The organism is Sagittula sp. (genome assembly GCF_052825245.1).
Genome location: NZ_JBRBWD010000064.1, coordinates 37,375 through 57,288, shown reverse-complemented (window position 1 = coordinate 57,288; position 19,914 = coordinate 37,375). Strand labels below are relative to the sequence as shown.

At 64.1% G+C, this 19,914-nt stretch carries 16 protein-coding genes; 6 read left to right on the top strand and 10 right to left on the bottom strand.

The window, feature by feature from the left end; all coding sequences use genetic code 11:
• The first annotated feature begins 276 nt into the window (after positions 1-276).
• Positions 277-1,242: an efflux RND transporter periplasmic adaptor subunit gene (locus tag ACU0DV_RS25115; RefSeq protein WP_446241957.1), complete on the top strand. Its 966-nt coding sequence runs from the start codon at positions 277-279 to the stop codon at positions 1,240-1,242.
• A gap of 4 nt (positions 1,243-1,246) precedes the next feature.
• The gene (locus tag ACU0DV_RS25110) at positions 1,247-4,312 is read left to right on the top strand and encodes an efflux RND transporter permease subunit (RefSeq protein ID WP_446241958.1); all 3,066 of its coding nucleotides are present in this window, start codon (positions 1,247-1,249) and stop codon (positions 4,310-4,312) included.
• Between the two features lie 195 nt (positions 4,313-4,507).
• Here the strand turns inward: ACU0DV_RS25110 and ACU0DV_RS25105 are convergent, their stop codons facing one another.
• From ACU0DV_RS25105 to ACU0DV_RS25075, 7 genes are all read right to left on the bottom strand, one after another.
• Positions 4,508-5,005 carry an RES family NAD+ phosphorylase gene (locus tag ACU0DV_RS25105; protein WP_446241959.1) on the bottom strand — a complete coding sequence of 166 codons (498 nt, stop codon included), beginning with the start codon at positions 5,003-5,005 and terminating at the stop codon, positions 4,508-4,510.
• 13 nt (positions 5,006-5,018) lie between these two features.
• The gene (locus ACU0DV_RS25100) at positions 5,019-5,642 is read right to left on the bottom strand and encodes an antitoxin Xre/MbcA/ParS toxin-binding domain-containing protein (RefSeq protein ID WP_446241960.1); all 624 of its coding nucleotides are present in this window, start codon (positions 5,640-5,642) and stop codon (positions 5,019-5,021) included.
• A gap of 321 nt (positions 5,643-5,963) precedes the next feature.
• Complete coding sequence (locus tag ACU0DV_RS25095) at positions 5,964-6,878, bottom strand: phosphorylase family protein (RefSeq protein WP_446241961.1); 915 nt, start codon at positions 6,876-6,878, stop codon at positions 5,964-5,966.
• Between the two features lie 19 nt (positions 6,879-6,897).
• Complete coding sequence (locus tag ACU0DV_RS25090) at positions 6,898-7,686, bottom strand: ABC transporter permease (RefSeq protein ID WP_100931141.1); 789 nt, start codon at positions 7,684-7,686, stop codon at positions 6,898-6,900.
• Entirely contained in the window at positions 7,679-8,587 is a 909-nt protein-coding gene (locus tag ACU0DV_RS25085; RefSeq protein WP_283983743.1) for an ABC transporter permease, read from the bottom strand. The genes ACU0DV_RS25090 and ACU0DV_RS25085 overlap by 8 nt, the downstream gene beginning before the upstream one ends.
• Entirely contained in the window at positions 8,584-9,624 is a 1,041-nt protein-coding gene (locus tag ACU0DV_RS25080; RefSeq protein WP_446241962.1) for an ABC transporter ATP-binding protein, read from the bottom strand. The genes ACU0DV_RS25085 and ACU0DV_RS25080 overlap by 4 nt, the downstream gene beginning before the upstream one ends.
• 37 nt (positions 9,625-9,661) lie before the next feature.
• Positions 9,662-10,714, bottom strand: coding sequence for an ABC transporter substrate-binding protein (locus tag ACU0DV_RS25075; RefSeq protein WP_446241963.1), 1,053 nt, complete (start codon positions 10,712-10,714; stop codon positions 9,662-9,664).
• A gap of 239 nt (positions 10,715-10,953) precedes the next feature.
• Between ACU0DV_RS25075 and ACU0DV_RS25070 the strand changes: the two genes are divergently transcribed.
• A complete protein-coding gene (locus ACU0DV_RS25070) occupies positions 10,954-12,015 on the top strand; it encodes a LacI family DNA-binding transcriptional regulator (protein WP_446241964.1) in 1,062 nt (353 codons plus the stop codon).
• 328 nt (positions 12,016-12,343) lie between these two features.
• Here the strand turns inward: ACU0DV_RS25070 and ACU0DV_RS25065 are convergent, their stop codons facing one another.
• The 3 genes from ACU0DV_RS25065 to ACU0DV_RS25055 form a co-directional block, all read right to left on the bottom strand.
• Positions 12,344-13,486 (bottom strand): FAD-dependent monooxygenase, encoded by a 1,143-nt coding sequence (locus ACU0DV_RS25065; protein WP_100931145.1) that lies wholly within the window; start codon positions 13,484-13,486, stop codon positions 12,344-12,346.
• 186 nt (positions 13,487-13,672) lie between these two features.
• Positions 13,673-17,089, bottom strand: a complete 3,417-nt coding sequence (locus ACU0DV_RS25060) for a molybdopterin cofactor-binding domain-containing protein (RefSeq protein WP_446241965.1) — start codon at positions 17,087-17,089, stop codon at positions 13,673-13,675.
• Positions 17,086-17,613 carry a (2Fe-2S)-binding protein gene (locus tag ACU0DV_RS25055; protein WP_283983748.1) on the bottom strand — a complete coding sequence of 176 codons (528 nt, stop codon included), beginning with the start codon at positions 17,611-17,613 and terminating at the stop codon, positions 17,086-17,088. The genes ACU0DV_RS25060 and ACU0DV_RS25055 overlap by 4 nt, the downstream gene beginning before the upstream one ends.
• Before the next feature lie 288 nt (positions 17,614-17,901).
• Here ACU0DV_RS25055 and ACU0DV_RS25050 point away from each other — a divergent pair, with 288 nt between their 5' ends.
• The 3 genes from ACU0DV_RS25050 to ndpH all read left to right on the top strand — a co-directional run bounded on the left by ACU0DV_RS25050 (position 17,902) and on the right by ndpH (position 19,904).
• Positions 17,902-18,366, top strand: a complete 465-nt coding sequence (locus tag ACU0DV_RS25050) for a MarR family winged helix-turn-helix transcriptional regulator (protein WP_100931148.1) — start codon at positions 17,902-17,904, stop codon at positions 18,364-18,366.
• A 7-nt stretch (positions 18,367-18,373) separates the two neighbouring features.
• A complete protein-coding gene (locus ACU0DV_RS25045) occupies positions 18,374-19,042 on the top strand; it encodes a TetR/AcrR family transcriptional regulator (protein ID WP_446241967.1) in 669 nt (222 codons plus the stop codon).
• A gap of 112 nt (positions 19,043-19,154) precedes the next feature.
• Entirely contained in the window at positions 19,155-19,904 is a 750-nt protein-coding gene (gene ndpH / locus ACU0DV_RS25040) for a maleate isomerase (protein ID WP_100931150.1), read from the top strand.
• The last annotated feature ends 10 nt before the right edge of the window (positions 19,905-19,914 follow it).

Below are 19,914 nucleotides of genomic sequence, written 5' to 3'. Positions count from 1 at the left end.
TGGTCCAATGCGCCAAAGGCCGTTGCGTCCAACTCCTGAACGTCGCCTGCAACACTTCCATGTCAGTGTAGGCTCTGTGCGTCAGTGCACTTGTCGTGGTGAACCGATCAGTTTACTTGCGATGCACGTTCGAACCGCGAAAGAGTTAGCATGTCACACCGATGCACCCTCGCCATCCGTCTCTTGTTGGTGTGCCTCCTGGCCATACCCTCCACCGTCTTTGCCCAAGAGGATGAAGGGACGGCCCGGCAAGATGCGCCACGTCCGGTCAAGCTGATGACGATCGAGGCAGGCGCCGCGCCCATCGCACGGCAATTCTTCGGACGGGTGCGTGCCCGGTCGACGGTCGACCTTGCGTTCCAGGTGCCCGGCCAGATCATCTCTTTCCCGGTGACCGAGGGGACGCCCGTCAAGGAGGGCGCGCTGGTCGCTCAGCTCGACCTTGAGCCCTTCGAGCGTGAACTGGAGCGCGCTAGGGTCAATCTCGCCAAGGCCGAACGCGACGCTGAGCGGCTCAGCAGCCTGCAGGGCAATGCCGTAGCCGAGGTGCAGGTGCGCGATGCCCGGACACAGCTCGACCTAGCGCGGATTGCCGCGCAGGAGGCCGAGAGCCGGCTGGAAGATGCGAGCCTCCACGCCAAGTTCGACGCGCTTGTGGCGCGCCGCGAAGTGCCGGTCTACACCACGGTGAGTGCCGGCCAGCCGGTCGTCCGGCTGCACGACATGTCCGAACTGCGCGTCGAGATCGAGGTGCCCGAGGTTCTGTTCCGCCGCTCCGCCGATTACGCGGCCAGCAGCGTGACCTTCACCGCGAGCTTTCCGGGACAAGACCGCGAATACGCGCTGGCCCTGCGGGAATTCGAGGCAGAGACCGCCCAGGTGGCGCAGACCTTCACCCTGACGCTGGCCTTTGTCGAAGAAGTGCCGGGCTGGGTGCTGCCCGGGGCCTCCGTCACCGTCAAGTCGCGGGCAGACCTTGAGGACGAAGGCATGGCGATCCTGCTTCCGGAAACCGCGCTTGTGTTCACGCCCGACCGCTCGGTCGCAGTTATGGTGTTCGAACCGGGCGAACAGGAGGACAGGGGCACCGTCCGGCAGGTGCCGGTCGAGATCGAGATGCGCGAGGATGCGCGTGTTGCACTGATCGAGGGGCCGGACACGGGAACGGAAATCGTGGCGACGGGCGCCTCGCAGCTTGTCGATGGCCAGGCGGTGCGCCGCTACACCGGCTTGGGGAACTGAGCTCGTGGCTATCGCGCGTTCCGCAATCGACCGTTCGCTCCTGACATGGCTCCTGATGCTGGGCTGCCTCCTTGGGGGGATCTGGGGCTTTGCCACCATCGGCCGGCTGGAAGACCCGGCCTTCACCATCAAGAACGCCGTGGTGCTGACCGAGTATCCCGGCGCCTCGGCAGCGGAGGTCGCCCGCGAGGTCTCTGAACAGATCGAGAGCGCGATCCAGCAGATGGGCGAGGTCAAGACGATCACCTCGTCGAACAAGCCGGGGCTCAGCCGGATCAACGTCGAGATCGAGTCGACCTACTCCGGTGAGGAGCTGCCGCAGATCTGGGACAAGCTGCGCGCCAAGGTGGCCAGCGCCCGCGGCTCCCTGCCCGAGGGCGCGCGCGAACCCTTTGTCAACGACGGCTTCGGGGATGTGTTCGGGATCTTCTACGCCGTCACGGCACCCAGTTTCACCGACAAGGAAGTGCACGACATTGCAGATTTCCTGCGGCGTGAACTGCTGGCGGTCGAGGGTGTCGCCGACGTCACCCTTTCCGGCCTGCCGGAGGAGGCGGTGTTCGTCGAGGTGCAGCCCGCCATCGTCACCAACCTCGGCATCGCGCCCGCCGCCATCGCGCAGGCCATCGCCAACGCCCAGACCGTCACGCCCGCCGGCAGCGTCGAAAGCGGCGACCTGTCCCTTCGGATCGAGACGCCGGAAGGGTCGGACAGCGTCGAGGCGATCCAGAACCTCACCATTGGCGTCAACGGCGAGATCGTCGACCTGACCGACTTCGCCATCGTCAGCCGGGAGCGGGTCGACGATCCGTCGATGATCATCCGGCACAACGGACAGGAAGCCTTTACCATCGGTATCGCGGGCAAGGAGGGGCTGAACATCGTCGACGTGGGCGCGCGGGTCGATGCGCGGCTGGATGAGCTGCGCGCGGACATCCCGCTGGGGGTCGAACTCAACCCGATCTACAAGCAGCACGACGTCGTGGACGAGGCATCGAACGCCTTCCTTCTGAACCTCGCCATGTCGGTCGCGATCGTTGTGATCGTTCTGGCCCTCGCCATGGGCTGGCGCGCGGCGCTGGTGGTCGGGGCGACGCTTCTGCTGACGGTGGTGGGCACGATCTTCTTCATGGCGGTCTTCGGGATCGAGATGGAGCGGATCTCGCTCGGGGCGCTCATCATCGCCATGGGAATGCTGGTCGACAACGCCATCGTCGTCGCCGAGGGCATGCAGGGCGACATGCAGCAAGGGAAAAGCTCGCGCGATGCGGCTGAGGACGTCGCATCGAAGACGCAGATCCCGCTTCTTGGGGCGACCGTGATCGGCATCATGGCCTTTGCCGGAATCGGGCTCAGCCCCGATGCGACCGGCGAATTCCTGTTCTCGCTCTTCGCGGTGATCGGCATTTCGCTTCTGCTGTCCTGGGTGCTCGCGATCACGGCGACGCCTCTTCTGGCGCACTACATCTTCAAGCGCGGCGATGGCGAAGGGGGAGGCGCCTACGACGGCCCGGTCTTCCGCGCATATGCTGCCGTGCTGCGCGGCGCGATCCGGGCGCGCTGGCTGGTGGTGGTTACACTGCTGGTTCTGACGGCCGGCTGCTACTGGGGGTTCGGACAGGTCAAGCAGCAGTTCTTCCCCGACAGCAACACGCCGCTGTTCTACGTGCACTACAAGTTGCCGCAGGGCACCGACATCTCCGCCACGTCGCGCGACATGGCGTTGGTGGAAGACTGGCTGTTGCAACGCGAGGAAGTCGTCTCGGTCTCGACCTTCGTGGGCGGCGGCGCCTCGCGCTTCATGCTGACCTATGCGCCGGAAGAACAGTTGCCGACCTATGGCCACCTGATCATCCGGACCGCCACGCTCGAAGAGATACCGCCGTTGAGGGACGCGCTGGAGACGTTCGGGCGCGAAACCCTGTCCGGGGGCGAGTTCCGCACCGAGCGGCTGGCCTTTGGTCCCGGTGGCGGCGCGCCCGTCGCGGTGCGGTTCTCCGGCCCCGATCCCGACGTGCTGCGGGCCCTTGCGGTGGAGGCCGAGACAGTCATGCGCGAGGCCAGCGACCAGACCCAAGACCTGCGCACCGACTGGCGGGAGCGCGAGCTTGTCATCGCGCCGCGCTACAGCGAAGGCCGGGCCCAGACTGCCGGGGTCACGCGCGAGGACGTGGCCGCCACGATGAAGCTGGCGACGGAGGGAGACCGCGCAGGCACCTTCCGCGAAGGCAGCCGTCTGATCCCGATCATTGTGCGTCAGCTGGGGGCCGGTGCCGAAGGTGGCGAACATCTTGTGGATCAGCCGGTCTACAGCTCTGCTGCGCAGCAGTTCATTCCGCTCGAACAGCTGATCGACGGTCTTGACTACGAGGTGCACGACACGCTCATCCACCGCCGAGACCGGCTGCCCACGATCACCGTCATGGCGGGGGTGCCCGCGGGCGTGAACGCCGACAAGGTGTTCCGGCAGGTGCGCGGTCCCATCGAGGCAATCCCCTTGCCCGAAGGCTACTCGCGCGAGTGGGGTGGCGAATACGAAAGCTCGACCGAGGCGCAGGAAAGTCTCGGCCGCCAGCTTCCGGTGTCGCTTCTGATCATGGTGCTGATCTCGATCCTGCTGTTCGGCGCCGTGCGTCAGCCGCTGATCGTCTGGCTGCTCGTGCCGATGTCGGTGAACGGCGTAGCACTGGGGCTGCTGGGGACGGGGCTGCCGTTCTCGTTCACCGCGCTTCTGGGCCTTCTGAGCCTGTCGGGTATGCTCATCAAGAACGGCATCGTGCTGGTGGAGGAGATCGACCTGACCCGCGCAGAGGGCGTGCCGTTCGAGCGGGCGATCGTGGAGGCCTCAACCTCACGTCTGCGCCCCGTTGTTCTTGCGGCGGCGACCACTATCCTGGGGATGCTGCCGCTGCTCTGGGACGCGTTCTTCGCGTCGATGGCGGTGACGATCATGGCGGGGCTCGGCTTTGCGTCGGTGCTGACACTCATCGCGGCGCCAGTGTTCTACTACCTGTTCTTCCCCGGGGAGCACGCGTCTTCAAAGGAAGGGGAGGATGCGCGGCCCGCCTGAGGTGCGGGTGTGTCCGTCTGATCATGCCGGCGCGGTTCCGTCGTCCCCGTCCGAGACCTTGGGACCGCGCTTTCGTAACTAATCAGACGTTGCCCGATTGCGCTTTGTATTGACCCAGTCCCCGCGTGGACGGTCGATTTGCGCCATGGCCAGCGAACAGCAACGCATGGTTCCCGTCCATTGCCCGCGCCAAGCTCACATCCGCGAAAGCCTGTCCTCGTCGTCCACGACCTTCAGCGCACAATCTGGGCCGGTCCAGCGCCATAGCACGATGTTGAAGTCGATTGCAGCGGCGCCCTTCGCGAAGCTTCGGATCAGCAGCCCCGCAAATCCGTCGTCGATCAGGTGGCGGGCAAAATCCTGCGTCGGGACATCCTGTCCTTCGATCATCTGGATGCGCCAGCCGGGATTTGCGAGGTCGCTCTCCGTCATGCCGCGCCGGGCAAGGGCGGCGCCGTCGCGGGTGTCGAAGACCGGGCCGAGGTCCGCTTCGTATGACACCAGGATCGTGGGTTGCAGGCTGCCGACCTGATTGGCTTCCCGGAGGGCCGTGCTGGGTTCGAGTGCGGTATAGAGGGTGGGCGTGCCCTTCGCGTTGAAACGTCCGCCGTAAAGCTCCGCGCCACGGCCCGACAGCGGTTCGCGCGCGTAAATGGGGTTCAGCGCACGGTAGAGCGGTCCGGTGTAATGCACGGCTTTCAGCGGGTCAGGCGAAGACGCCGGCGTCGACCGCGTCGATGTAATCGAGGACCTGCTGCGCCTTGCCGTCCCGCACGAGTTGCATCGCGGTGCGACCATCGAAGCCTGGCAGGGGCTCCGAACGGTACCAGGCATAGGCCATAAGTTCCGAGCCGAAGCGCGGTTCGACCTTGTTCAGCACCTCCACCAATTCACGCAGGCGCCGCTGGGTCTTGTCCGAGTTGATGCGGGTGCGCCGTTGCAGCGCATCCTTGCCAAGACCCACCGTGACGGCGATCTCTTCGGCAGAGGTCCGCAACGCCGCCGCAATCTTGCGGGGCTCGAACTGTCCGCCTTCGGCGAAGTTGGCGAGATGCATGGCCATGCCTCCATCGGTGATAATCACGGTATATAGCGTCAAAATGGCCGAAGTGCAAGTGTCAGGGTCGTCGTACGTATTCTTCAAACCCTTGCGCTCGGAAAAATGCGCTCTTGCCGCAGCCTCCTCAAAAGCTTCCGAACGACGGTAGCCGGAGACTGCCGCTGCCCGGTGTCCGGTTTCGCCGCTTGTATCCGCGTTTGTCGCATTTGGCCGGGGTGCTCCGTTGCTGTCGCCCAGCCGGGCCATCATCCGAGCGAAGAAGCCTTTCACACTCCATCGCTTTCAGCAGCCGTTCAGCGCATTGTGCGGGCCATATGCAGCAGGCGCGTGGCATCAGCGAAGGCCATTGCGATTGATGAAGATTATTCCGCTCAGCACGCGCGTCCGCTCGGCGCCCGCGGTGCGACTTCGGCCCAAACACGGGTAAACGTGCCACCTTCATGTCGGTGAGCCAAAAGAGATCGCGTCTGTCACAACTCCGTTTTCGGAGCCGTGACCTAAAAGGTGCGATTGAAATCAATGCACGTCACCCCAGCGCAAAGCAACGCTTCGCGGGACAAGCACGACAAGATCTCTGCGCCCGTACCGGTATCAGAAACGATCATGTCTCTCTGCAGGCTGGGGGGCTTTGAGATCGTGGCAGCCGCAAGAGCTTCGTTCCAGCATCTTTAGCGCGGTAAGCAGGGCGAGTTCCGAAGCGACGCGCGACAGGTTTGGCAGGACGTCCGCTTGCAGCAATGTGCCTCGATCTCTGTTCATGTAGTCGTTGAAACCTGCCGTGACGAAAGCGAGGGGGACAAAACACGCCCCGATCTCGCGGCTCAGCGTGGCCTCGGGCGCAAGCGAATGGTTGATGAGGTCCGCCCCCATCGACCGGAAGGCAATTGCTTCGGCCGGTGTTGTCAGGCGCGGCCCGTAGCAGTGCGCCGCGACCAAACCTTGTTCGATGCCGTGAACGCGCCAATGCTTCGGCCAGACCTCGCGGGCCGTCTCTGCCAGCAATCCGGCGCATTCGGTGCAGATGATCGCCTTTCCGGACGCATCAAAACGCTGGCGTCCGGGAAGCAGGGAATAGGGGGTCTGCGTCAGCTCGATGATATCGGCTGCAATCGCGAGATCGCCGGGCTGAATGGCCTTGTTGACGGCACCCATGGTCGAGCTCGCGAGCACCTGTCTGACACCTGCCTCGTGAAGGACCCAGAACGCCCTTCGGTGGCACGCGTGATCGATCTCGTCCCGCGGGTTACCATGGGAATACATGCAGAGCGCGCGATGAGGTTTCCTGTCCGGGGTCACGTCGCTGGAAAACTCTATCAGTTTCCAGTTTTCGGAAGGTCCCCAAGGGGTGTCAAAGGCCATATCGCGCGCAATGACACGGACGCCGTCCATGCCGGTATCCTCGGGGAACGCCAGCCCCCAGTTTGCAGAGCCGGTGATGAGAGCGAGGCGCACCTGAGGTATGCCAACCGCCATGTGGCTGCCGGCGCTCGGGGATTCATCGTTCATCTGAGGGAAACTCCTGTCTTCAGGTGGCGCGGCGCGCGTTGACGAGCAACACAACGGCGATCACCAGTACGGTCCAGAGGGTGGAAATGGCGGCAATGGTCGGATCGATCTGATCGCGCAGCGACAGAAACATCAGCTTGGGCAGCGTGGCGCTGTCGCCTGCGGCAACGAAAATCGAGATCACCGCCTCATCGAGCGAGGTGAGAAAGGCCATGAGTGCAGCGGTCAGCAGGGTGAAGTTGAGCTGCGGAACCAGGATCCCGGCAATGGCGCGCGCCCATCCGGCCCCGAGGCTTCGCGCGGCGTCCACTTGCCCCCAGTCAAACCGCGACACGGCCGGGAACATCACGATCGTGGTGACCGGGATCGCGAGGACGACGTGACCCACAAGAACACCGGTCAGCGTGCCGATCAGTTTCAGCTTTGCCAGGACAAAGAACAGCCCGATGGCCAGAAGGATGCCGGGTATCACCGAAGGCGAGAGCACATAGGTGTACAAGACGCGGGACCTGAACCCGCCAAGACGATTCATCGCGATGCAGGCCGCAAGACTGACGGGGACCGCAACCAAGGCGGTCAGGGTGCCGAGGATCAGCGAGGTCTTGAGCGCCAGCATCCATGTCGCCGAGCCGAAGAAGCTCTGGTACCAGCGCAACGAAAGCGTGCGCGGCGGAAACTCCAGCAAGTCTGATCCGGAGAACGACAGCGGCACCACGATCAGGGTGGGAAGGATCAGGAATCCAAGGATCAGCGCGGCAACGACCCACATGACGGTCTTGAACCCACGGTTGTCAAAGGACTCAAGCATGGCGACGCTCCTTGCGGGACAGCAAATGACGCAGGCACAAGAGCATCGCGGCAGTGAGGGCAACGAGAAGCAACAGCAGGATGCCAAGCGCTGACGCGGCGCCCCAGTTCTGGAAGGTGGAGAGCGTGCGCTCGATCCGGATCGCGATCGGGTTCACCTGCCCGCCGCCTAAGATTGCCGGCGTGATGAAGAACCCGAGCGTGTAGATGAAGACGATTGTCGCCCCGGACCGGATTCCGCCCGCCGCCAGTGGCAGCACGACGCTGACCAACGTGCGCGGCAGCGAGGCCCCCATGCTGGCGCTGGCGCGGATCGTGTTATGGTCGATGTCCCGCAAGGCGGCGTAGGTCGGCAGGACAAAGAGCGGCAGCATGAAATGGACCATGCCGATCAGCGTGCCGGTGAAATTGTAGACCAGCGCCAGCGGCTCGTCGGTCAGGCCGATCCCTTGCAGGCCCTGATTGACGAGCCCATCGCGCCGCAGCAGAACCAGCCAGCCGTAGGTGCGCACCAGGATCGACGTCCAGAGTGGCAGCATCAGCAGGATCAGCAGGCGATTGGCCAGCTTTTGCGGTGCCGAGGCCAGTGCCAGCGCCAGCGGCAGGCCCAGGATGAAGCACAGCGCAAGGGTGCCTGCAGAGAGTTCTACCGTGCTCCAGATCGCACGCCAGGTCAGATCGCTGGTGAGCAGGTTTTCCCAGTTCGCAAGCGTGTAGCTGCCACGCAGGGAAAGAAAGCTCTGCCGCAAGATCCAGAGGATCGGCAGCATCGCACAAAGGCCGACCAGCACCAGCGCCGGCAGCGAAAGCGACAGGAAAAAGGCATTCTCGCGCCGGAGATCGCGGCGCAGCCCGGCCGCGACGGTATCGACGTTGGGAGGAGCAAGATCAGCGTGGGTCATGCCGCCTCCCGGGCCATTTCGTGGACATGGCGCGCATCGGCATAGGCGGTGACCTCCTCTCCGGGCTTGAGGCTGTCGCAGCCTTCCGAACGGCTTGATGGAATTGACAGCATCACCTCCTGGCCCGATGCCAGCGTCAGCTGGATCAGCCAGTTCTCGCCGCGGAAGGCGATGGCGGCGATCTTGCCGGACACGCTCAGTCCTTCCGCACCGCAGGCGGCGCGATCCAGATGGAAGGTCTCGGCCCGCACCATCAATTTACGAGAGGGTAGCAACGCCTGCCCGTCGAGCCCCCGGCAATGGGCGCCTTCGAGAACATTGGCCTCACCCATGAACTCGGCGACAAAGGCAGAGCGCGGATGGTGGTAGATCTCTTTAGGCGCGTCAATTTGCTGGATCTGCCCGGCGCTCATGACGGCGATCCGGTCCGACATCGTCAGGGCCTCGCGCTGGTCGTGGGTGACATAGACCGTGGTGATGCCGAGATCGTCATGCAGGCGCCTGATCTCGAATTGCATTTGCTCCCGCAGGTTCTTGTCCAGGGCCGACAGCGGTTCGTCCATCAGCATGATCCGCGGTTCATAGACAATGGCCCGGGCCAGCGCCACGCGCTGGCGCTGGCCGCCGGACAGGGCGGCAATGTCGCGGTCCGCAAACGCACCGAGCTTCACGCGTTCGAGCGCCGCCATGGCCCGGTCCCTGACGTCACCGCTGGACAGCTTGCGCAGTTTCAGCGGGTATTCGACGTTTTCCCGGACGGACATGTGCGGAAACAGGGCGTAGTTCTGGAACACGATGCCGATGTCGCGCTTGTTGGGGGCGAGCCGGGTCACGTCGCGATCTCCGATCATTATCCGGCCCGTTTCCGGGCGCGTGAAACCGGCAATGGCCATCAGCAATGTGGTCTTGCCCGAGCCTGAAGGCCCCAGCAGGGTCAGGAATTCGCCCGGCATGATGCGGGGCGACACGTCGTCGAGCGCAACGAAGTCGCCAAAAGTCTTGCGCAATTTTTCGATCGTTATGGGAAGAGGTGTCATATGTGCGTCCTGCCGGGCGAGTGAGGGTGCTGAGCGATCAGCGATTGATCATCTCGTCGAATGCGATCTGAGCCGCTTCGCCGTTTTCTACCCACCAGGAGGGGTCTGAATAGACCGAGGTCCCGGCGTTCTCCGGCGCGGTGGCCAGCAGCGGCAAGCGGTCTTCGGGGATCAGGCCGGTTTCATAGGCGCCTTTGTTCATCGGGCCATAGAGAATGTAGTCCGTCAGCTTGGCTTCGCGTTCGGCCGTGGTCATGCCCGCGATCAGTCGCATCGCATCTTCGACGTTTTCGGATCCGGCCGGAACTGCCAGGCAGTCCGTGCCGACGATCGAGCCCTTGAACGTGTAGTCGGCAGGACCCTGTTCCTTTGCCGCTGCAGCTCGACCGTTCCAGGTCACGACCAGATCGACTTCGCCGTCGGCAAGGATCTGTGTCGATTGGGCGCCGGAGGTCCACCAGATCGCCACATCCGGTTTCAGCTCTGCGAGGCGGGCGATGGCACGGTCAAGACCGCCTTCGGAGGACAGAACGTCATAGACCTCATCCGGTGCGACACCATCGGACAGCAGCGCAATCTCCAGCGTGTCCTGGGCATTTGCCCGCAGCGCACGGCGCCCCGGAAAGGCTTCGGTGTCCCAGAATTCGGCCCATGTCTTCGGAGCGTTTTCCCCAAAGGTCTCCGTGTTCCAGGCCATCACCGTACCGTAGCTGTCGAAGGGAAAGCAGTAATCGTTGCGCGCACCCTCGGGCAGCGCCTCCATGTCCACGATGGAGGTATCGAGCGGCTCAAGCAGGTCGAGCGCGGCGGCCTGGGCCGCCTCTGCCGATCCCAGATGAATGACATCCGTCGTGACGGTTCCCGACATCACCTGCATCCGCAGCGCGGCGAGGCTGTCACTTTGACTTTCCTCGCGGATGTCAAAGCCAAGTTCACTGGCGGCTGGACCCCACATCGCCTCTTTCAGGGCCGTGCCGTAGTCGCCGCCCGCAGCGGTGATGGTCAATGTCTGCGCCGTCACAAGCGTCGGCAACGAGACTAAGGCAATGAGTGCCAGCGAGAGGGTCGAAGTCAGGGGTTTGCGAAACATTTGGTCCTCTGTCGGTTAGGGGTGCGAAAGCCGTTCTGGGCGGCGTTTTAGGAATTCGTAACGTTACGAATTGCAGATTCGATGATTCTTTGGAAGACATTTTGTTTGTGTACTGACATATCTTTCCGAACATGCCCGTCTTGTGAGCATCGACCGCGGACAGATTGCATACCTGACGGCAACACGTGTTAAGTCCTGCAAAACCGGATCGTAGACGCACAGAGTTGGCCTGAACACGCATGAGAAAATCTCCATCTCGCCCCAATCTTCGACAGCTTGCGTCCACGCTGGGGCTTTCGGTGACCACCGTTTCGCGTGCGCTCAAGAATGGCCCCGAAGTGAATTCCAAGACCATCAAGCGTGTTCAGGAAGCGGCGAAGACTATGGGGTACGTTCCCAACCGGACCGGCCAGGCGCTTCGGACCGGTCGGACGAACGTGCTGGCTGCGATCTTGCCGCTCGAAACCCAGGCCTATCTTTCCGACGTTGCGCGGCTGCCCTTGATCGAAGGCATGACCGTCGCGGCACAAGCCAGGGGATACACCCTGTCGATACACTCGGCGTTGCCCGATGCGGATCCGCTCGAGGTCGTACAAAAAACGGTCGGGCTCGGTGCCTGCGACGGCTTGATAATCACCCGGATGGAGCGGAACGACACGCGGATTGCGTGGCTGGACGAGCAAGGCATCCCTTTCGTGACGTTCGGGCGGAGCGACAGCGCCCGGCAGCACGCCTATGTGGATATCGACAATGCGAAGATTGCACAGATCGCGACAGCGCAGCTCCTGTCCGAGGGCCACCGCCGCATTGCTCTGCAGGTTCTCGGAGGCCGCGATATGGCGAGCGCCGAACGCATTTCCGGCTTTTTTCTATCGCACGAAGAGGCCGGGATTCATGCTGATCCGGCCTTGGTGGGCACGGACCATTTCGACATGGAAACGTCAAGCAACGCACTGGATCACCTGCTGCTCTTGCCGGATCCGCCGACTGCAATGATCTGCGTGTCGGAACTCGGCCTTCTAGGGGCGATTGCCGCTCTGCGGCGGCATGGCATTTCGGCTCCGAGCGATTTCGCGCTGATCACGAGGGACAACACCCGTATGTGCGATTTTCTGGGGCTCCCCGGAATTCGTTATCATTCCGTGGATATGGCACGTGTCGGCCAAAGCCTTGTCGAAGGGCTTCTGGGACGCATCGACCACCCGGACGACGGCCCGTTTCAGAAAGTGTTCGCGCCCGGTCCCCTGTTCGGAGATCCGCCGCATGCGGGCCGAGACAGCCGCGCGGGGAAGAAGCCTTAAGGTGAAAGCCTGTCGTCGCTCATGACCAAAAGCATGTCCGGCACTTGGCATGCCGGACCGATCCGAGCCGTGGACCTAGCAAGGGTCCTCAGGGGTATCTTTCCCCTGAAACCCATCGGAGTTCGAATAGCCGATCCATGCAGTAGAGGGAAATTGGAAGACCTTGCCGGCAGCCACGGCCTGAATGTTCGATCCGGGCACGACGATGGTTGAATAATGGGGCGCCTTCGGTTGGCGTGGTGCTGCAGAGACAGCCAAAAGAGTCTGAACGCGCAGCCATCCGCAAGGGGTCCGGCCGCGCGTTCAGGGTATGTCGGTGACGAGGGGCCTAGCCGAGCGGAACTCCGAGAGGGTCGTGGGCGTAAACCCAGGCCGGATCTTCCGGCTCTTTCAGCCAGGTGTTGGCGTTGGAAATGGTCTGCACCTTTGTGGCTCGGTCACGCCGGGTGGCCTCGTACAGCGAAAAGGCCGAGGCGTAATCCGTGGTCCCGGTTTCCTCAAGGCAACGGGTCAGCACGGCTGCATCTTCGATCGCCATGCAGGCGCCCTGCGCCATGTGCGGACGCATCGGGTGGCAGGCATCGCCAAGCAGGCAGAGGCGGCCCTGGCTCCACAGGTTCAGCGGGTCGCGGTTCCAGAACGGCCACTTGGTGATCTCTTCGGTGGCGTCGATCAGCGCGTTCACCACCGGATGCGAGCCGCCAAAGATCGCCTCCATCTCTTCGCGCGAACTGTCGACAAAGCCGGTCTCATGCTCCCAGCCATCCACCGGAACGCCGGTGACGTAGTAATATTCGGAGCCGTCGCCCTTGGTGGCATAGGCCATGATGTGGCGCGACTGTTCCCACCACCACTTGACGCAGGGCTCGAAATCGACGCCCGAGGCGCGCAGCTTGTCCATGTTGACCAGCGCGCGGTGCCCGACCCAGCCCGAGAAGCGGGGTTTTTCGACGCCCAGCAGTTTCTCGCGGATCATCGAGTTGATGCCATCGGCGCCGATCACCAGCTTGGCGGCCACCTGGCGGCCATTGGCAAAGGTCAGCAGCACGTCATTGTCCCGCTCGGCGATGTCGGTCAGGCGGTGATCGAAATGCAGACGGTCCTGCGGCAGGGCCTCGATCTGCTCGGCGTGCAGGTCGCCACGGTGGATGGTGATATAAGGTGCACCGTATTCCGACTTGGCATAGTCGCCCAGTTCGATCCGGGACAGGTATTCGCCGGTCATCCCGTCGCGGGAGAACCAGAAATCCGGATGCGAACCGATGGCGGCCAGACGATCCTCAAGCCCGATGCGGCGGAACACCTTCATCACGTTGGGGCCGATATGGATGCCCGCGCCGAGCCGGGTAAAGACCGGCGCCTGTTCAAAGCAATGCACGGAGAAGCCCGCGTCGTCGAGCAGCGCCATCGCCGCTGCGCCACCCAGCCCCGCGCCGATAACGGCTATGTCCACCTGATCGATCGAGTCCATGTCAGTTCCTCTTTGTCTGCGCGTTCATATTGTTCGTATACTAACGAATAATCAGTGCCCGGTCCAGTTCAACGGCATATGAAGCATGTATCTTTTCCAGGCATCCGGCGCGGTTTGAGTGGAATCGCGCCGGATTTTCCGCCTCTGGTTTTCATTTTTATGCAAACGAAAAAGCAGGCGGGCGGCTCAGGGCCATGGCGGCAGGTCCGGCGCATACCGGGCGCGCAGGTAGGCGCTGAGTGATTCGATCTGCGTCTCGCTCAGTTCGCCGCCAAAGGCGGGCATGTCGCGCAGGTCGATACTCAGCGGGGCTACAAGCCCGTCGCGGATCACGGTGGCCAGCGCCTCTGGCCCGGGGGCGCGAATGGCCATCGACTGGCCCAGCGGTACATGTGCGGCGGTCACGGTGCCGGCAATCGCGGGCTCGTGGCAGGTGGCGCAGGCGCTTTCGAACAGGCGATGGGTCGCGTCGGGCTGGGCGGGCAGCCGGGGGGCGGGGGTCTCCACCGGTTCGCCCTCGGTCAGCGACGCGAGATAGGTGGCCATGGCGCGTATGTCGGCGTCGGGCAGGGGTGCAAGGCTGTCGACCACGTCCGCCATCGGGCCGGAGGCCGCCGCCATCCCCGGTGCAACGCCGGAGCGCAGATAGGAGAACAGGCTCTCTTCGTCCCACCCGCGTTCGCCCGCCGGGCGACCGGCCAGCGCCGGTGCAAACCAGTTCTTGACCATCGCGCCGGACAGCGCGGCGGTGCCGCCCTGTTCGGCCCCAAGCGCGGAACGCGGGCTGTGGCAAGCGCTGCAATGGCCCGCGCCCTCGACCAGGTAACGGCCGCGGTTCCAGGTTTCGGACTGCGCCGGATCGGCGGTCAGCTCGCCGGGGCGGTGATAGAGCATGTTCCAGACCGCGTTGGTCGGCCGAAGATTGGTAGGAAAGACCATCTGTGCCTGCGGCGCCTCGGCCCGGACCGGCGGCAAAGTCTGCAGGTAGCCGTAGAGCGCATACATGTCCTCGCCGCTCATCTTTGCAAAGGATGTGTAGGGGAAGGCCGGATACAGGTTGTGGCCGCCGCGGCTGATCCCCTGCCGCATGGCGCGGTCAAAGGCGGTAAAGCTCCAGTTGCCGAGACCAGTCTCCGGATCGGGCGTGATGTTCGTCGTGTAGATGGTGCCAAAGGGGGTCTCGACCGCGCGCCCGCCCGCATTGGCGCTCCCGCCCTCTGCGGTGTGGCAGGTGGCGCAATTGCCAAGCGCAAAGACCTCGGACCCGCGTTGCAGCAATGCGTCCGAGAAACCGCCCGCGCCGGGCGCCGGGCTGGCGGGGATCGCGCGCGCCATCGGCATGGCCACGGCCCCGGCGGTCAGTGCACCGCCCAGGGCAGCAGCCATCGCCAGGACACGCGGCTTGCGGCGCTTTTTCACCGGGGTCAGGCCGGGCAGGGCAGGGGCGGTGACCTCTTGCGGGGCAATGCCCAGAGCGGCGCGCATCTTCTCCGGCGTAAAGGGTGCCTCGCGCATACGCACACCGGTCGCATCGAAGATCGCGCCGGCAATGGCAGCGGCAGCAGGCACCGCGGCGCTTTCGCCGACGCCCAAGGCGGGTTCCTCCGGGCGTGCGATCAGCAGGGTTTCTATTTGCGGCGTCTCCGGAAAGGTCAGGATCGGATAATTGGCCCAGCTTTGCGGGGTGACGGTGATCTCGTCGAAGCTCACCTCCTCCTTCAGCACCCGGCTCGCAGTCTGATGCACGTTGCCGTGGATCTGCTGGCGTACGCCGTCGGGGTTGATGACGAGCCCCTGATCCTGGCCGACAAAGACGCGGGTCAAGGTGACCTCGCCGCTTTCCATGTCCACGGCAACGTCGCACACCCAGGCCGCGGCGGCCGCGGCGGTTCCCGGGAAAGTGCCGTGCACATAGGTGGCGTAGGCAAAGCCTCTGCCATAGGCCATGCGGCCTTCGCGGCGCATCCGGGGGCGCGTCCGGGTGTCCCAGCCCGCGGCGTCGGCGGTGCGACGGATCAGGTCTGCGGCGCGGGGATCGTCGATATGTGCCAGGCGGAACTCCACCGGGTCCGTCCCGGCCTCATGGGCCATCTCGTCGATGAAGCTTTCATGCGCGAAGGTATTGGGCAGGGCGGACACCCCGCGCATCCAGGCCGCGCGCACGATGGGGGCCATGTCATGCACAGTGATCCGCTTGTTCGGGATGCGGTAGGGCGGCACGGTGGTGCGGTCGCCCATGTCAGAGGGGCGCGGCTCGGGCGAGACGGCGCCGGTGAGCAGAAGCGCGAGGTTCGGCGCGCGGTTCGAGGGATACCAGGTGTCTAGACTGTAGGCGTGCAGCGCCCCGTCCTTGAGCCCACCCGCAATGTCCATCAGTTGAGCGGCGCCTTTCGGCTCCCACAGATGTTCTTGCGCTCGGGTAAGCTGCACCCGCACCGGACGCCCCACCGCTTGCGCCAGCAGAAGTGCATCGCCACAGACGTCATCGGCGCAGTTTCGGCCATAGCAGCCGGCGGCCTGATAGCGGCGGATCTCGATCGCCTCGGCGGGCAGGCCCGTCAGGGTGGCAAGGTCGCCGCGCAGCATATGCGGGTTCTGGCTGCCGGACCAGACGACGGGCCTGCCGTCGTTCCAGTCGGCCACCGCGCAGGACGGACCGATCGAGCCATGCAGGTGATAGGGCCAGACGTAACTACGCGACAAGGTCGTGTCGGCCTCGGCCATGCCCTTGTCGAAATCGCCGCTGCGATCGAGCGCACGGGGTGTGGCGGGCTGGTTGCGGATCGCATGGCGCAGGTCGCGGAGGTCAGGAGCAGCAGGCGGCGTGCGCCACCGGACCGGCAGCGCCTCGGCAATGGCCTGCGCCCGGTCGGCGCGATCCGCGACCACGCCGAGGAAATCGCCCTTCCGGACCACGGCAATGAAGCCAGGCATGTCGCGTACGGCGTCTTCGTTCCAGCCAAGCAGGCTGGTGCCGATGAAGGGTCCGCTGTCGCGCCCTGCATAGGGCGGGCGCAGCACATGCCCGTGCACCATGCCCGCGACATCGACGTCATGGATGAACGTATGCTGGCCGATGACCTTGGCCGGCAAGTCCTGGCGCGGGGTCTTGTGGCCCACGATCGTGTAATCCGCCGGGGATTTCAGCGGTGTGGCAGGATCGAGCCGCAGCATCTCCTCACGCCCCTCCAGGAGCGCCTCGAAGGCGACCGATGTGTCCTTCCAGTGGACCATCCCGTCGCGGAGGGTGACGCCGTCTTCGGGAGCATTGAGCCGGCGGGCGCCCCGGGCGGCCAACTCACCGCGCAGCTGCGCGGCGGCCAGGCGCAGCGGCACAGCGGCGACCTGGATGGTTTCCGATGCGATGGTCGGCCCCTGATCCGGAGTGCGTGCGGTATCGCCAAGGATCACCTGCACCCGGGACAGCGGCAGTTCAGCCTCTTCTGCCACGATCTGCGCCAGCGCGGTCTGGATGCCGGTGCCCAGATCCACATGGCCGTTGAAGGCCGTGAGCACCCCGGTGCTGTCAAAGGTGACAAATATCTCGCGGCCTTTGTCGGTGTCGCGATGAACGGACAGGCTGCCAAAGGGATGGTCGGTCATGCGGTGGTGGCCTTAGCTGAAGCGGCTTGACGGTCCGGGCTGGCGGCGAGACGTTCGGCGGCGCGCTGCACCGAGGCGACGATTTCGGTATGGGTGCCACAGCGACAGAGGTTATGGGCGAGGGCGGCGCGGATGCGGGCCTCGCTCGGGCTGGGATCCTGCCGCAAAAGTGCCACGGCGCTCATGATCATGCCGTTGAGGCAATAGCCGCACTGCGCGCCTTCCTCGGCGATGAAGCCGGACTGCACGGGATGCAGTGCGCCGGTGTCCGGGTCCGCCAGCCCCTCGAGCGTGGTCACCGCGCGGCCGGCAAGTTTGCCCACCCTGAGCACACATGCGCGCGCCGGGGCGCCGTCTATCAGAACGGTGCAGGCGCCGCATTGGGCCATGCCGCAGCCGTATTTCGGCCCCTTCAGGCCGAGCTCGGCGCGCAAGACGTCCAGAAGTGTCCTGTGCGGGTCGAGTTCGAGGTTATGGGCCTTGCCATTGACCGCCAGATGCAGTGCACGTGTTGCGCCAGACATGATGCAGAGCTCCCTTGCTGGCGATCAGGAATCAAGAGGCATTCCTGAACGCCAAATGTATCTTTGCATGCACACGAACAAATTTTCACGTCCGGTGCAACGGTGTTCCGAAGGGCTTTTGTCTGTCGAGTCCTGTGCGCTGCCGGATTGCCCAAAATGTACGCACACATACAAGTTCTGGAGGGCGAAATGCATACCGGCGCCGGACGCTGGCCGGCTGCTGACTTGCCTCCACTGGCGAGCCATGTAAACGGTGAGAGCAAAGAGCTACAGCGGAAAGAGCAGGTCATGGCGCCCCGCCCCCCCGAACACACAGCGGAACAGGACAAGGCCGCCGACCCACAGTACGTGCTGGACGAGCAGGTCGGCTTTCTGTTGCGCAAGGCTTACCAGCGACACCAGACCATCTTTTCCGAGCGGATGATCGGGGGGCTGACAGCAACGCAGTTCTCAATGCTGTTTCGGCTCTACCAGACGCCCGGGCCGATCTCCCAGAACGCTTTGGGGCGGCTGGTGGCGATGGATGCGGCCACCACCAAGGGGGTGGTGTCGCGGCTTCAGATGCAGGAACTGATCACCGCCGAGCGCGACACCGAGGACAAGCGGCGCTACATGCTGCGCTCGACCGCCAAGGGCCGGGCCCTGATCCAGGAGGCGCTGCCGGTGGTCATCGGCATCACCGAGGCAACGCTGGCACCGCTGACCAAACGCGAGAGCGAGACCTTCCTGCGTTTGCTCGCCAAGCTCTGCTGAGTCCCGGGTGAGCGCGGCCAAACCCGCCCGACGCAAGCCGGGACGCCCGAAGGACACCGACAGCGCAGACCTGCGCGACCGCATCCTGGACGCGGCAGAGCTGGAATTCGCCGCGCACGGATATAATGGTGCGCGGTTGCGGCAGATTGCGGCCCGCGCCGGTGTGAACCCGGCGCTGATCGCCTACTACAACGGCTCCAAGGCGGCGTTGTTCGAAGAGGTGATCCGCCGCAAGGGGGCCCTGATCGCAGCGGCGCGCCAGGCCAATCTTGATGCGCTTCTGGCCCGTACGTCTGCGCCGCGCGTGCGCGAGATCGTGCGCGCCTACCTGGAACCGCAATGGGACATGAAGGCCAGCGGTCCGGGCGGAGCGGCATTCGTGCGGATTCAGGCGCGGCTGCATGCAGAGCCGGAAGCCCGCGCGCTCAACCTGCGGCGCGAGATCTACGACCCAACGGCCAAGCGGTACATCACTGTTCTGGCCGAGGCGCTGCCGCATCTGACCGTCGAGGAAGTGAGCCTGAGGATGGCCTTCCTGGTGGGGACGTACCTGTTCATGCTGAACGACCTTGGACGAGTCGGCGATCTCAGTGACGGGCGCGTGCCAGCGATGGAAAAAGAGGACCTGCTCGACCACTTGCAACGCTTTCTGGCCGCTGGACTGCGCGCCGATTGATCTCAAGCCTTTAAAATTAAACGAGTTTACAAAAAGTATATAATTTAAACTTGTTTCGGTACGAACAAAAAATTAAACATATGAGTAATTCGTATACAAACAGGTGCAGGACATGAAATCCTATCGGATCGGCCAGATCGTCCCCAGTTCCAACATCACGATGGAAACCGAGATCCCGGCGCTTCTGCGTGCCCGCGAAGCCATCGCGCCCGAGCGGTTCACCTTCCATTCGTCGCGGATGCGGATGAAGCACGTGACGAAGGAAGAGCTGGCGAAGATGGACGGCGACAGCGACCGCTGCGCGCTGGAGCTGTCGGATGCGCAGGTCGACGTGATGGGGTATGCTTGTCTCGTGGCGATCATGTCGATGGGCCACGGCTATCACCGGGTTTCGCAAGAACGCCTGCAGGGCGTGACCAAGGCCAACGAGGCCGAGGCGCCGGTGGTGACCTCTGCCGGGGCGCTGGTCGAGGGGATCAAGGCGATCGGCGCCAGGAAGGTCGCCGTTGTCGCCCCTTACATGAAGCCGCTGACCGAGATGGTCGTGGACTATATCCGCAACGAAGGCATCGAGGTGGTGACCTGGCGCGCGCTGGAGATTTCCAACAACCTAGCCGTGGCTGCCCATGACCCGATGAACCTGCCCGGAATCGTCGGCGAGATGGACACCAGCGGTGTCGATGCGGTGGTGCTGTCGGCCTGCGTCCAGATGCCGTCGCTGCCGGCGGTGTCGACCGTCGAGGCGCAGGTGGGCAAGCCGGTGCTGACCGCCGCGATTGCCACCACCTGGTCGATGCTCAAGGCGCTCGATCTGGACACCCGCGTTCCCGGTGGCGGCACGCTGCTGTCCGGCGCATACTGAGGGAGAAGAC

Coding starts and splice junctions, on each gene's coding strand:
- ACU0DV_RS25115 (WP_446241957.1), top strand. CDS start 277: ATGACGATCGAGGCAGGCGCCGCGCCCATCGCACGGCAATTCTTCGGA.
- ACU0DV_RS25070 (WP_446241964.1), top strand. CDS start 10,954: ATGAGAAAATCTCCATCTCGCCCCAATCTTCGACAGCTTGCGTCCACG.
- ACU0DV_RS25055 (WP_283983748.1), bottom strand. CDS start 17,613: ATGTCTGGCGCAACACGTGCACTGCATCTGGCGGTCAATGGCAAGGCC.
- ACU0DV_RS25075 (WP_446241963.1), bottom strand. CDS start 10,714: ATGTTTCGCAAACCCCTGACTTCGACCCTCTCGCTGGCACTCATTGCC.
- ACU0DV_RS25095 (WP_446241961.1), bottom strand. CDS start 6,878: ATGAACGATGAATCCCCGAGCGCCGGCAGCCACATGGCGGTTGGCATA.
- ACU0DV_RS25050 (WP_100931148.1), top strand. CDS start 17,902: ATGGCGCCCCGCCCCCCCGAACACACAGCGGAACAGGACAAGGCCGCC.
- ACU0DV_RS25080 (WP_446241962.1), bottom strand. CDS start 9,624: ATGACACCTCTTCCCATAACGATCGAAAAATTGCGCAAGACTTTTGGC.
- ACU0DV_RS25085 (WP_283983743.1), bottom strand. CDS start 8,587: ATGACCCACGCTGATCTTGCTCCTCCCAACGTCGATACCGTCGCGGCC.
- ACU0DV_RS25065 (WP_100931145.1), bottom strand. CDS start 13,486: ATGGACTCGATCGATCAGGTGGACATAGCCGTTATCGGCGCGGGGCTG.
- ACU0DV_RS25060 (WP_446241965.1), bottom strand. CDS start 17,089: ATGACCGACCATCCCTTTGGCAGCCTGTCCGTTCATCGCGACACCGAC.
- ndpH (WP_100931150.1), top strand. CDS start 19,155: ATGAAATCCTATCGGATCGGCCAGATCGTCCCCAGTTCCAACATCACG.
- ACU0DV_RS25090 (WP_100931141.1), bottom strand. CDS start 7,686: ATGCTTGAGTCCTTTGACAACCGTGGGTTCAAGACCGTCATGTGGGTC.